Origin of the sequence: Vibrio sp. 1159 (genome assembly GCF_033340395.1) — a bacterium.
Lineage (GTDB): Bacteria > Pseudomonadota > Gammaproteobacteria > Enterobacterales > Vibrionaceae > Vibrio > Vibrio alginolyticus.
Genome location: NZ_JAWOWL010000022.1, coordinates 78,387 through 90,750, shown reverse-complemented (window position 1 = coordinate 90,750; position 12,364 = coordinate 78,387). Strand labels below are relative to the sequence as shown.

Genomic DNA, 12,364 nt, shown 5'->3' with positions numbered 1-12,364 from the left:
GCTACGACGATTGATGGGCGTAGCCGCTCAGATCGTAGTTTCTTGATTTAGTTCCATCGAATTACGCAACAAAGCCACTCTGAGTAGAAAGCCGTTCATACTCGTTACGCATACAATCAATAAAGACTTCCATCGCCGGCGTCACACACTTCCCAGAATGATAAGCGCAGAGTGGCTTGATCATCTTTGAAAATTCGGTGAACTCAAGCTCTTGTAAACTGCCCTCTTGCAACTCTTTTTCAACCGTAAAACGAGGTAAGTAAGAGATACCAATATTACTCTCAACGCAATTTTTGATCGTATTAATACTGCTAAGTTCGATCATGTTGTCGATGCTAATATCACGCTCTTGAATAATGCTCTCAAACATCTGTCGAAAAAGGCACTTAGGGCCATTGCTTATAAACCCTAAATCAATATGTTGCTCTCTCTTCTTTAAATCTAGCCCTTTTAAAAGCGGTGAAGCAACCAATACCAGTGGCTCCTGCTCAAACTCGTGCACCTTGAGTGTATCGTCATTACCTACTCGATAAAACACACCTAAATCAGCTTTATCCTCTATCAACTCATCTCGAATCTGATAGCAATTTTGTGATTGCAGAGAGAGTCTGACATTGGGCGCTCTGATCCTGAACTCTTTTAAAACATTAGCCATCTTATAAGCAAGTTGAGTCTCAGCAATCAGCACTTTCAATTCACCGGTCGGCTCCGAGTTTTCTTGCTGTGCTGTTCCCTCAATATTTTCCATCACTCGCGCCAGTTCATAGACGTAAGGCAGTATCTTTTCTCCTGCTTGAGTCAAAACCATCTTACGCCCTATTTTTTCGAACAGCTGCAAAGACAGATCTTGTTCCAACTGCTTGATTTGAAAGGTGACGGTTGATTGCGTGCAATAAAGCTTCTGTGACGCTTTTAGAAACGATCCTTCTTCAACAATAGCTTTAAAAGTAAGAAAGCGTTTTAGATTCATGACTAGACTCCACAACCAACAGTTCAATAAATTAAAAGTCTAAGTTTTAATTTATTCAATTTTTTAATCAATTGTAGCGAAGTATAGTGCAGTAAAAACAGGAGAGATAGAGATGACCGCCATCTACACCGCATTTTTTACTTACGTAATCATTACTTCAATTACACCAGGGCCAAACAACATTTTATCGCTCAGCATCGCGACGCAATATGGACTAAAACGCTCAACAAAAGTGATTTCGGGGATGTTTTGTGGCTATGTTGTTTTGATGCTACTTTGTGGCGCTTTCACGTATAACATGATCAGCCTCTTGCCCGTGATTACACCTTGGCTAACATGGATTGGAGCAGCTTATATTGTTTGGTTGGCTTGGGGGCTTGCTACGAGTGAGATCAAAACTTCATCGGATAATTCTAAAGGTATCAGTTTCTTAACAGGTTTCGGTTTGCAGTTCGTTAATGTGAAAATCATTCTTTATGGAATTACCTCTATTTCTACGTTCGTACTGCCCCACACTCAGAATATCTACTGGATCTTAGCGACTAGCCTCATTCTTGCTTTGATCGCACTCCTTAGCAACGTAGTCTGGGCCGTTGCAGGAAAGCTACTTCAATCGCAATTCCAGAGATATGGCAAAGTCATCAATATGAGCTTAGCAGCAGCTCTGATCTATTGTGCGACACAGTTATTTACTTAAGTATATAGTTGATCATCAAGAACAATATTGCTCTTCAACTTAGACGACTACGTTTATGTGAAGAGCAAGTTCTGCTCTACAAATCGCTGCGGTTTCTCGTGCCCTTACTCGCTCTTCCCGCTCCTCCATACGGCAGTTTTTGAAGAAGTAGATTCAACGTCACTTAATCAACCTAAAGAGACGAAATCTTGTTTAGCTATACATACACGGCCTTGGCGACCTCGGTAATAACTAAGTATTACTTAGTATACACAAATCAGAAAAACTAAGATAATCTTAGTCATCCAAGTCCTTCGTATGAACTTTAAGTGTTGTTTAATAACCCACTCCCAGCCCGCCTTAAGCATGCGCGTAAACAAGCGAATCTGTCCCAAAAAGCACTGGGCATCCGTATCGGCATGGATGATAGTTCTGCAAGTGCAAGGATGAATCAATACGAAAGGGAGCGCCATACTCCCGACGTAAAAACGCTCAAACTTATCGCAGATGAGCTAAACGTGCCTCTAAACTATTTTTTTTGTGAAGATGAAATCACCGCTGAACTTGCTGTTAATCTCCACAAGCTGTCAAATGATGACAAGCAAAGAGTGCTTGAGAGCACAGCCCAGTTGATTGCGGACGCAATCGCCACGAACAAGTCGAGTACGTAATAGGGATTAAACGCCTAAGAATACGTATCAATACCAAAGAATCAAAGAGCATAACTAAGGGTTCAACATGGCTACAACAAAAGCACTTGTGGTTTTTTCCGGTGGGCAGGACTCTACGACCTGCTTAATCGATGCATTAAATACATATGATGAAGTTCATGCTATAACGTTTGATTATGGCCAGCGTCATTCAGATGAAATAGATATCGCTATCGAATTAGGTAAGCAACTTAACATCAAAAGCCACAAAGTCCTGGATGTAAAATCAATTAATGAGTTAGCGATAAGCTCTCTGACAAGAGACAACATTCCGGTATCTAATGACTTAAGCGACGCTAACGTACCCAATACATTCGTTCCAGGGAGAAACATTCTCTTTCTTACTTACGCATGTATCCATGCTTACCAGCTTGGCATTCAAGACATCATTACGGGAGTCTGCGAAACAGACTTTAGTGGTTACCCTGACTGCCGAGACAACTTTATTCGCTCTCTAAATCTCTCTTGCAATTTAGGTATGGATAAAGCCTTCAATATTAAGACTCCTTTAATGTGGCTTACTAAAGCCGAGACCTGGGCTCTAGCTGATAAGCATAATATGTTGGAGTTTGTCCAAAACAATACTTTAACATGTTACAACGGAATCGTTGGTAAAGGCTGTGGTGAATGCCCAGCGTGCCTACTGCGACAAAGCGGCTTAGAAGAATACTTAGCGAGCAAATAGTCTTTGTTAGCGGTAATAGCGGTGGATAAAACCTTTTGCGTTAGCTTCTAAACGTTTTATCTCAGCGTGAAACTCCAGCCAACAGAGCTTCATTTTGATGCCGCCAGATTGGTGGCATCAATTAAATGCGAAACGATTGTCGAACCAAAGATAGCACCACACCACAACAGCCAACACTGCTTAGCTTTTACAACGCTATAAATTGTTTAGATATATCGACAATGTTTCGATAGCAAAGCTACCAACGGCATTACTCGCGAAACCGGGATTAGATAGAAAAGCTACCTCGAATGATGACGAGTCTCTCGTCTAAGCAATACTCAAATATTTATGAGTTTGAACAGACAAACGCCAATTGCGGGCAATACACGTATCAATACACAATTGCGTAGCACGAGGCTTCTGGCTAATTGGTTGTAGTGCAATGATAGTCTCAGCCGCCACGTTCGCATTTGCTAAAAGATCATCAAGGTGGTCGATGTCTTTCTGGGTACCGACTGGATGCTTAATCTCATTTGCCCGCTCTAACGCGCTATTAAGCACTGGTAATTTACCTTTCATTGCTACTTTTGGTGACACTGTCACCCACGTATTTTCTGAAGTAATCACTTCTGATGTGCCACTGGTTTCAATTTGGCATTGGCACCCCATATCTTCAAACGCCTTTGTTAAAGGGCGCAGATCATAAATACAAGGCTCTCCACCAGTAATCACGATATGCTTAGCATTAAAGCCTTGCTGTTGATATTGCTCTACGATGTTCTCGGCAGATGCAACACACCACGTCGGAGAATCTTCCGTTTTCACCAGAATATCGCCTATTTGACGTTGATCATTCTCATCTGCATACCACGTTTGTTTGGTATCGCACCATGAGCAACCAACCGGACACTCTTGAAGCCGAACAAAAACAGCAGGGACTCCAGTAAAAACCCCTTCCCCTTGGATGGTTTCAAACATCTCATTTAGCTTATACAACGCAGAACTCACTCAACTCATAACATTTCGAGGCGAAGACCATAATGGACACGCGTGTCTAGGTCAATTTAAACCAAAAATTAATTGTTAAAATAGACCATTTTGTAGTTTCATAGCGTAATGAATATAGGTTTCTGGTTAACGTTAAACCAAGCCTTATTCACTGACAGCTCCCAAAAAACTTTAAGGTAAGAAATGATGTATAAACTGATCGCACTAGATATGGATGGCACGCTACTCAATAGTGATAAAGCCATTTCTGAAGAAAACAAACAAGCGATCGCAAAAGCTCGAGAAGCAGGCGTTACTGTCGTTCTCGCTTCTGGTCGCCCATTAGAAGGAATGCAAGACAAGCTCGACGAACTGAATATCCATTCCGATCGAGATTTTGTTCTTTACTACAACGGTTCGATGGTCAAGAACGTAGGCACAAACGACATCATCCACCAGCAAATCATAGATGGTAAAGCTGCAAAATTGGTGGCGCGAAAAGCCGAAGAGCTAGGTGCGTACGTCCATGCTTTTAGTCAAGTTCATGGTTTAATCACCAACGAACACAACCCTTACACCGATATTGAAGCAAAGATAAATGGCTTAAATGTCACCGAGATGAACTTCGAATCACTAGAAGACGATCATCCAATCATCAAAGCTATGATGGTTGCAGAGCCAAGCAAACTAACAGAAGTTATAGCAGCACTGCCAGCTGAAATGCGCGAAGCGTTTACGGTTGTTCAAAGCGCTCCGTTTTTCCTTGAGTTTCTTAACCCTGCGAGCAACAAAGGTATTGGTGTTGCCGCAATTGCCGAGTATCTGGGAATTAAACCGGAAGAAGTTATCTGTATGGGTGACGCAGAAAATGACCACCACATGCTGAAATACGCTGGCCTTGGTATCGCGATGGCAAATGCAATGGAAGAAACCAAGCAAATCGCTGACTACATTACGGCAAGTAATGATGAGCACGGTGTCGCTAAAGCTATAGAAAAGTTCGTGCTCAATGCATAGCCCTTTCCGCCATGTCTGTTGCGTTAAGCTTCTTACGTTTAACACCCCTAGCCGTCCAAGATAGGCAAGCGGCGTTTTTCGTGGACTAAACGTGTAAAAGCCTTGCTGTAATGCAAGGCTTTGTTTTTACTCAAATACTAATAGATAACAAATACAGCCATCAATCTAGCAACGTTTTGCTCGATTGGTTTTCACAAGTCAGCTTCCTTGCAAGCAGCATAAATAACAACATTAATAATGGATAATGTAACGTCGACAAGACTAATGACCACAAACCGCTAAACGATACGATAATAGCCGAGTACAAATAGAGTTGATCAACAAGCAACAATGCCAGCGTTACAAAGATCATCTGCCGAGTATCTAAATGTGCTTTCGACTCTTTAAATGTCATGACCAACGCTGATGCAGTGATTAAAATTGCTAGCCAGCGACCAAACACAGGTAATGGCCAGATGACGGAGATGACCGCTGTTGCCGCAGTCATAATGAACCAGACGCCTTTTGAGCTTAGAACTTGATCAACGTTCACATCTTGATTTGTTTCCAGTCGAAGAACATGCCAAGCCACCAAGCTGCCTAACAGCGCGCCAAATAACATATCTAAAATAAAGGCACTGCCGAGGAAAAACTTACCTAACACCACAGTAAGAGTGATGAACACGAAGACTGCCGTTGTTCCATTCAAACCAAAATACTGGGTTCTATGAAACAAGAACGTCAGCACACAAAACCACACAGCGATAGGCAAGCTAGGAAAACTAAAGCCAAAGCTGTGCGTTAACTCCATCATTGGTATATAGACATGTGGGCGCGGTAGCGAAAAGCCTTGTTGAGCGACAAGCACCATAAGCGACGTTGCACTAATTGCGAAAAAAAGTCGGTACACAAACCGGCTACCAAAGCGCATCATGGCAAAAGGAAATAGAAAGAGTAGTACCGTCGGTTCTGTCAGATCTATAACGAGTTTCGAGATCTGACTAGCTACCTCGTAACTCGTTTCTGACAACGCCCCTACCCAACTCTGTAAATCTATCAGCCACGCCAATTCAACCTGACGAAATGAAGGCGCGGATTCGATCAACTGAGTCACATAAGATACTGATTGCTTGGTAGCTTGATCAAAAAACTGAGTGGCTTGTGGCCATTGCTCAGGATAACGATATAAAGATGATGGTAATTCAGATGGGCTAAGCAACATCGCTGACGCAACTTCTACTCCATAATGAGGGGCAAACCAAATAGGCAGTTCATTTCCACCTAAAGAGTTATTCATAGAAAAAGCGATAATGGCAGAGTCTGATATACAGTCGTAAAAAACCGCAGTGTCCGTTCTGCCAAGCTCCTCTCCAACCGTAACCACTATACCGGTTTCTTCCCACGTTTCTCGTTGAGCAGCAACTTGTGGAGACTCACCATCAATAATGGTTCCGCCAGGTAGAGAAATCTTATCCGTTAATACTTCATGAACTAGCACTAACTTGTCATCAGCGCGAACAATACAGAGCGCTCCTTTAACTTCGCTCGCAGTGGCTTTAGCCGTAGAGATCGGTGAAACAGGTAACAAAATAAAACAAAGGATGAGTAATAACAGCTGTCTCAACACAAAATATGACCTTAAATAAACATAATGATAACCAATGAATCATGGCAGTTAATCTTATCTTTTTCGACAAAAATTAAGTAACGAGTTATGCCAAACTGAGTTGATCGCGTAAAACCTGATCTCAACGCTCACTGGAGAATAATTTAATGCAAACCTGACAAAAATCAGACAAAACATAAAATGTTGATCGCAATTCTGCCAGTTATATAAAGATAACGTCAGGACAAAGTCATACACATTTTGTGGGTTCTCATAGTTGACACAATAAAAAAGGGCTTATTATTCGCAAACAATAAACCCCAGTTATGATAACTATGTACTGATCGTTGAAACCAAGAATGAATCTTATCTCATGGTCAACGAATCAAATTCACTGGCCCGATCGTTAGTTAGACGTGCAATTCGCATCGCCTACTTTTTGCCAAACATCCCAAGGCCCTGAGTCTGCTGGATTATCACCTTGAGTCCACCACTGCGCTTGCCAAACTTTACCATTCCAAGTAACCGTATCTCCTTTGAGATACACTAAGCTGGCTTGCCATGCAGTTGTACAGCTATCTGTGGGAGGCGTTGTCACCGTTTTCGCTTGAGCGGATACTAACGCTTGGTATTGTGTGCTGGTCTTATCAACGTTGAAGTTCAAAGCCACTCTTGCTTCTCCGCTCTGAGTAGCACCAAATTCAACATCAACACGACAACTTGCATTCATTGCTAACGTTGCCTGAGAGCACTGGTCATTGGCAATAACAGCTGCATCAGTAACACCCGAAGCGAACGCGCGAACATTTTCCACAGTGAACGTGGTGTTCCCTGAATTCTGGATAACAAAGCTATGTTGCTGTAACTCCCCAACATAAAATGATGCCAGTGTCTGTTCAGTGGTGTATCCAACAGAAACATTCTCTTTTGGTGGTGTTGCTGTTCCGATAACACCATCGACAAAATTGCGCATAGCAGCGATATCGCTATAAACCCCATACATACCAGGACGAGCACAACCTATTCCCCAACTGACCACACCAAGTTGAGTAATTACACCACTGCGATTAATAACGATTGGACCACCACTATCTCCCTGACAAGAATCTATCCCACCTTGAGGAATACCCGCACAGAATGACACTTCTCCAACCGTTGTGTAGTTGCCACCGGCTTGACGGCAAGTCATATCCGACACAAGTGGGACGTCAACCTCTTGCAATCGAGACGGAGAGCTTCCTCCTTCAGAAGTTCGCCCTAAGCCAGCAACACTAAGCCAATCTCCGATGCTCGCGTATTGCGTTAGACTGCCATTCGCAATCTCAACTGAAGAAACACCTTGAGGCACAGAGTCGAGCTTCAATACCGCGAGGTCATGAGAAAGCGTCGCGCGGCGATATGCCGGGTGCATATGGATCTCACTGACGTTTGCACGAACACCGTCACTACCGTTATAAACAACGCCACCGATTTTAACCGCTATCTGATTCGGAGAATCACCCTCAACACAATGCGCAGCAGTCAGGACGTAACCATTCCCGATATAACTGGCCCCACAATATGATCGGTTACCATAACGACTAACAATTTGGGTGTAGAATTTCCAGTCACGTGGGTCGGCAGTTACTCCGCCTACGATCTGGGGTTGGATAGTATGATTTTGCGTCTGTGACAAATCATCAGCACTTGCGAACATTGGCAAAACGGCTAAAGCAAGTAACGATTTTGTTAGTTTCAAAATATTGTCCTCTTGTTTTTGTAAGCACGATCCTCGTGCTACTAATAAACAAGCAGACAAAAACGCCGATACCAATATGGGTGCATATCAATTTATTAACATTGCGAGCAACTTATAGAGAAAAGTCTATTGACGAACTGAATGATTTCAATTCGAATGAACCTAAATCACAATATTAAAGTTAAATACGATTATTCGTTCAGCGGTTTTCTTAAATAGTGGATATGATGTGCAAATCCTTGTTTTTCATACAAAGATATTGCGCCCTGGTTAAAATGCCATACTTCAACAAACATCTGTTTTGCACCGTAATCAGAGAACGTTGATTCAATTTTATTAATCAATGCCTGCGCCGTACCTTGTTTTCGATATTCAGGCAGCACATAGAGCTCATCCACACTTCCCATCATAACTGGCTGGCTGACGGTAGAAATAAGTTCACAGAAGTGACCAGAGATAAAGCCAATAATTTCATCTCCTTGTTTTGCTACGTAAACAAGGCACTCAGGGTCGTCAATATATCGAGCAATGCTTTTTTCTTGTTCTATCTCCTCTGCCGTTTTGAAAAGCTCAGGAGATTGAAGATGATGCTCATCATGAAGCTCGAACATAAGATCGTTGAGCAACTCTAGGTCGCTAAAACACGCAGGTTTAATCGCAAACGTGGTCATACAAAGGGTCACTAAAAATGGAATGGCTGTAGTTTGTGAGGAAAACGTCGTATTGGCAAGTCACAAATGCTTTCACGATACGTTTGTACTGTTTGAACAACAAAAAGGCCCCTGCACTTAATAAACGTACAGAGGCAGAACCAACCAACAGAGTTCGAGGATCAGGGGTTAGTTAGAATTGAGTTTTTCTCAGCGTCGTAGCACTCGCTCAATTTCGTTCAAGCTACTTGGGTCATCAATCGTTGACGGAACGGTGTATTTTTCACCATCAGCTATTTGACGTATAGTTCGACGCAAAATTTTACCTGAACGTGTTTTCGGTAAACGGTCTACAACCAACGCATGCTTGAAGCAAGCAACTGCACCTATCTCACTACGCACTTTGCCAACAAGCTCACCTTCAAGGTCTAGCTCATCCACTTTGACGCCGTCTTTTAGTACCACAAAGCCAAGTGGAAGCTGACCTTTTAGATCATCGTGGATACCAACCACCGCACATTCTGCAATCGCTGGGTGGCCTCCTACTATTTCTTCCATTTCACCTGTCGACAATCGGTGTCCCGCGACATTAATCACGTCATCAATACGTCCCATAATAAACAGGTAACCGTCTTCATCCAGATAGCCACCATCACCTGACACGTAGTAGCCTGGGAACTGGCTAAGATAACCAGTTTCAAAACGGTCATGATTACGCCAAACCGTTGGCAGACAACTTGGTGGTAGCGGACGTTTTAATGCGACAAAGCCTTGTTGGTTAGGCCCGACAGCCTCTCCAAGTTCATTCAGAATTTCGACCTGATAACCCGGAATGGGCTTCGTCGAAGAACCAGCTTTAACTGGCATCATTTCGACACCTGTCGGGTTGCCAGCGATGGCCCAGCCCGTCTCGGTTTGCCACCAGTGGTCAATAACGGGCTTGTCCGCTTTGCTCTGAACCCACTCCAGTGTCGGAGGGTCAAGGCGTTCTCCCGCCATAAAGATGGTTTTCAGATTCGACAAGTCGTACTGTTTTAAGTGCTCGCCTTCCGGATCCTCTTTCTTAATCGCACGAAACGCCGTTGGTGCAGAGAACAACGCATCTACTTTATATTCATCACACACTCGCCAAAATGCGCCAGGATCCGGTGTTCGAACAGGCTTGCCTTCGAATAGGATAGTAGTGCAACCGTGAATCAGTGGAGCGTAAACAATGTAAGAGTGCCCTACTACCCAGCCCACATCAGATGCCGCCCAAAAGACGCCATCTTGAGGAATGTTATAGATTGCGCTCATGGAGTACTTCATCGCGACAGCATGGCCACCGTTATCACGCACAACGCCTTTCGGCTTACCTGTCGTGCCCGATGTATAAAGTATGTAGAGCGGATCGGTTGCTAACACCGGAACACAACCATGTGGCAGCGCTTGTTTGTACTCTCGCTGCCAATCTAAGTCTCTTTCTTGGTTTAGCTCAGCGTCGCACTCTGGACGTTGGAAAACAAACACTTTCTCAGGCTTCCAACGGCTGTCCATAATGGCTTTGTCTACCATTGGTTTGTATGGAATGACTTTGTTGATCTCAATCCCGCACGACGCCGTCATGATCACTTTCGGCTCTGCATCTTCAATTCGTACAGCAAGCTCATTAGGTGCAAAACCACCGAATACTACGGAATGAATCGCCCCCAAACGCGCGCAGGCAAGCATCGCCATTGCGGCTTCTGGGATCATCGGCATATAAATAACGACTCGGTCGCCTTTTTCAACACCTTGAGCAGACAGCATGCCAGCAATTTTTGCTACTTGGTCACGTAGATCGCTATAGGTGTACGTGGCTTTACGACCTGTCACTGGCGAGTCATAAATGAGTGCAGTATTATCACCGCGTCCTTGCTCGCAATGGTAATCTAATGCTAACCAGCACGTATTCATTACACCATCTGGAAACCAACGTTCTATGCCGTTTTCATCAGATTTCAAGATAGTTTTAGGAGATTCAAACCAATCGAGATTCTCCGCTTGAGCGCGCCAAAAACTCTCCGGTTCATTCTTCGCCCATAAGTATTCTTTTTCGTATGAAGACATATTGCTTCCTCCAGTATGTCCTGACATTGCTCTCGTTCTACTCAAAGATCGCTCTTTTAATCCAAAGATCGTCTCTTTTAATCGAAGACATAGAAGGGTACACGCACAAATCCCTCCATCAGTATTCTCGCACTTCGGCTCATAATGGCTTTTTGCACCACCCAGCCCTGCTCAGTTTGCTTCGCTTGTGCCCCAACTTTTAACGTTCCTGACGGGTGACCAAAAGTCACGGACTCTTTTTCACCGCCACCAGCGGCTAAATTCACTAACGTTCCGGGCACACACGCAGCAGAAGCAATAGCAACGGCTGCTGTTCCCATCATTGCATGATGTAGCTTGCCCATCGACAGCGCGCGAACGAGCACATCAATATCCGACTCATTAACGGCTTTACCACTTGAAGACAGGTAACTTTTCGGTTTAGAAACAAACGCTATTTTCGGCGTATGTTGGCGTGTTTGAGCTTCTTCTAAATCAGAAATCAGGCCCATTTTTAACGCGCCATATGCACGGATGGATTCGAACATCGCTAATGCTGTGTCATCGTTGTTGATATCGTCTTGCAGCTCGGTGCCCTGATATCCTATCGATTCAGCATCAATAAAAATGGTTGGTATGCCCGCGTTAATAAAGGTCGCGTTGAACGTACCCACATCCGGCACCACCAAATCATCAACTAAGTTACCCGTTGGGAACATACTTCCTTCGCCATCGGAAGGATCAACAAAATCCACTTGAATTTCTGCCGCTGGAAACGTGACACCATCGAGCTCAAACTCTCCGGTTTCTTGGACGAAACCATTGACGATTGGCACGTGAATCAAAATCGTTTTGCTTATGTTCACTTGCCAAACACGCACCGTCACAATTCCATTTTCTGGAATGCGGTCTTGTGGAATCAGCCCAGCATGAATGGCGAAGGGACCAACTGCCGCAGACAAGTTGCCGCAGTTACCACTCCAATCGACGAATGGTTTGTCGATCGACACTTGTCCAAACAAATAGTCAACGTCATGACCGTCTTGGCTACTGCGCGAAACAATCACTGTTTTACTGGTGCTGGAGGTTGCACCACCCATACCGTCGATTTGCTTCGCGTAAGGATCCGGGCTGCCGATAACACGTAACAACAGCTTGTCACGCGCGGCTCCAGCCATTTGCGCTTCTTGAGGTAAATCCTCTAGGTTGAAAAAGACACCTTTACTCGTGCCGCCACGCATGTACGTCGCGGGCACTTTTATTTGGCTTGTTTGATTCGGAGTATTATTTGCCATAC

11 protein-coding genes are annotated in these 12,364 nt (G+C 43.9%); 4 read left to right on the top strand and 7 right to left on the bottom strand.

All coding sequences use genetic code 11. The annotated features are described in order from the left end of the window. Positions 1-61 precede the first annotated feature (61 nt). On the bottom strand, positions 62-970 hold the full coding sequence (locus R7127_RS17050) for a LysR family transcriptional regulator (protein ID WP_318142003.1): 909 nt from the start codon (positions 968-970) through the stop codon (positions 62-64). A gap of 112 nt (positions 971-1,082) precedes the next feature. On the opposite strand from R7127_RS17050, the gene eamB reads away from it, so the two are divergent. The 3 genes from eamB (at position 1,083) to queC (ending at position 3,041) form a co-directional block, all read left to right on the top strand. Continuing rightward, positions 1,083-1,667: a cysteine/O-acetylserine transporter gene (eamB, locus tag R7127_RS17045; protein ID WP_005388201.1), complete on the top strand. Its 585-nt coding sequence runs from the start codon at positions 1,083-1,085 to the stop codon at positions 1,665-1,667. 308 nt (positions 1,668-1,975) lie between these two features. Next, entirely contained in the window at positions 1,976-2,317 is a 342-nt protein-coding gene (locus tag R7127_RS17040; RefSeq protein ID WP_025768136.1) for a helix-turn-helix domain-containing protein, read from the top strand. Between the two features lie 67 nt (positions 2,318-2,384). Beyond that, positions 2,385-3,041: a 7-cyano-7-deazaguanine synthase QueC gene (gene queC / locus R7127_RS17035; protein ID WP_005377298.1), complete on the top strand. Its 657-nt coding sequence runs from the start codon at positions 2,385-2,387 to the stop codon at positions 3,039-3,041. 309 nt (positions 3,042-3,350) lie between these two features. Here queC and queE read toward each other — a convergent pair whose 3' ends face one another. After that, a complete protein-coding gene (queE, locus tag R7127_RS17030) occupies positions 3,351-4,001 on the bottom strand; it encodes a 7-carboxy-7-deazaguanine synthase QueE (protein ID WP_005377296.1) in 651 nt (216 codons plus the stop codon). Positions 4,002-4,217: 216 nt separating this feature from the next. Between queE and R7127_RS17025 the strand changes: the two genes are divergently transcribed. Further along, positions 4,218-5,027: a Cof-type HAD-IIB family hydrolase gene (locus R7127_RS17025; RefSeq protein WP_017821691.1), complete on the top strand. Its 810-nt coding sequence runs from the start codon at positions 4,218-4,220 to the stop codon at positions 5,025-5,027. Between the two features lie 160 nt (positions 5,028-5,187). Here R7127_RS17025 and R7127_RS17020 read toward each other — a convergent pair whose 3' ends face one another. The 5 genes from R7127_RS17020 to prpF all read right to left on the bottom strand — a co-directional run bounded on the left by R7127_RS17020 (position 5,188) and on the right by prpF (position 12,362). After that, positions 5,188-6,633: a bifunctional NUDIX hydrolase/phosphatase PAP2 family protein gene (locus R7127_RS17020; RefSeq protein ID WP_065274564.1), complete on the bottom strand. Its 1,446-nt coding sequence runs from the start codon at positions 6,631-6,633 to the stop codon at positions 5,188-5,190. Between the two features lie 385 nt (positions 6,634-7,018). Beyond that, positions 7,019-8,350: a trypsin-like serine protease gene (locus R7127_RS17015; RefSeq protein WP_065274565.1), complete on the bottom strand. Its 1,332-nt coding sequence runs from the start codon at positions 8,348-8,350 to the stop codon at positions 7,019-7,021. Between the two features lie 191 nt (positions 8,351-8,541). Continuing rightward, on the bottom strand, positions 8,542-9,021 hold the full coding sequence (locus R7127_RS17010; RefSeq protein WP_005377290.1) for a GNAT family N-acetyltransferase: 480 nt from the start codon (positions 9,019-9,021) through the stop codon (positions 8,542-8,544). Between the two features lie 189 nt (positions 9,022-9,210). Beyond that, positions 9,211-11,088 (bottom strand): propionyl-CoA synthetase, encoded by a 1,878-nt coding sequence (locus R7127_RS17005; protein ID WP_054866169.1) that lies wholly within the window; start codon positions 11,086-11,088, stop codon positions 9,211-9,213. A 77-nt stretch (positions 11,089-11,165) separates the two neighbouring features. Continuing rightward, entirely contained in the window at positions 11,166-12,362 is a 1,197-nt protein-coding gene (prpF, locus tag R7127_RS17000; RefSeq protein WP_158159669.1) for a 2-methylaconitate cis-trans isomerase PrpF, read from the bottom strand. Positions 12,363-12,364: the final 2 nt, after the last annotated feature.

What these genes read in the sequence shown, in the direction of transcription:
- R7127_RS17050 (WP_318142003.1), bottom strand. Translation starts at nt 970, where the DNA reads ATGAATCTAAAACGCTTTCTTACTTTTAAAGCTATTGTTGAAGAAGGA.
- eamB (WP_005388201.1), top strand. Translation starts at nt 1,083, where the DNA reads ATGACCGCCATCTACACCGCATTTTTTACTTACGTAATCATTACTTCA.
- queC (WP_005377298.1), top strand. Translation starts at nt 2,385, where the DNA reads ATGGCTACAACAAAAGCACTTGTGGTTTTTTCCGGTGGGCAGGACTCT.
- queE (WP_005377296.1), bottom strand. Translation starts at nt 4,001, where the DNA reads ATGTTTGAAACCATCCAAGGGGAAGGGGTTTTTACTGGAGTCCCTGCT.
- R7127_RS17025 (WP_017821691.1), top strand. Translation starts at nt 4,218, where the DNA reads ATGTATAAACTGATCGCACTAGATATGGATGGCACGCTACTCAATAGT.
- R7127_RS17010 (WP_005377290.1), bottom strand. Translation starts at nt 9,021, where the DNA reads ATGACCACGTTTGCGATTAAACCTGCGTGTTTTAGCGACCTAGAGTTG.
- R7127_RS17005 (WP_054866169.1), bottom strand. Translation starts at nt 11,088, where the DNA reads ATGTCTTCATACGAAAAAGAATACTTATGGGCGAAGAATGAACCGGAG.
- prpF (WP_158159669.1), bottom strand. Translation starts at nt 12,362, where the DNA reads ATGGCAAATAATACTCCGAATCAAACAAGCCAAATAAAAGTGCCCGCG.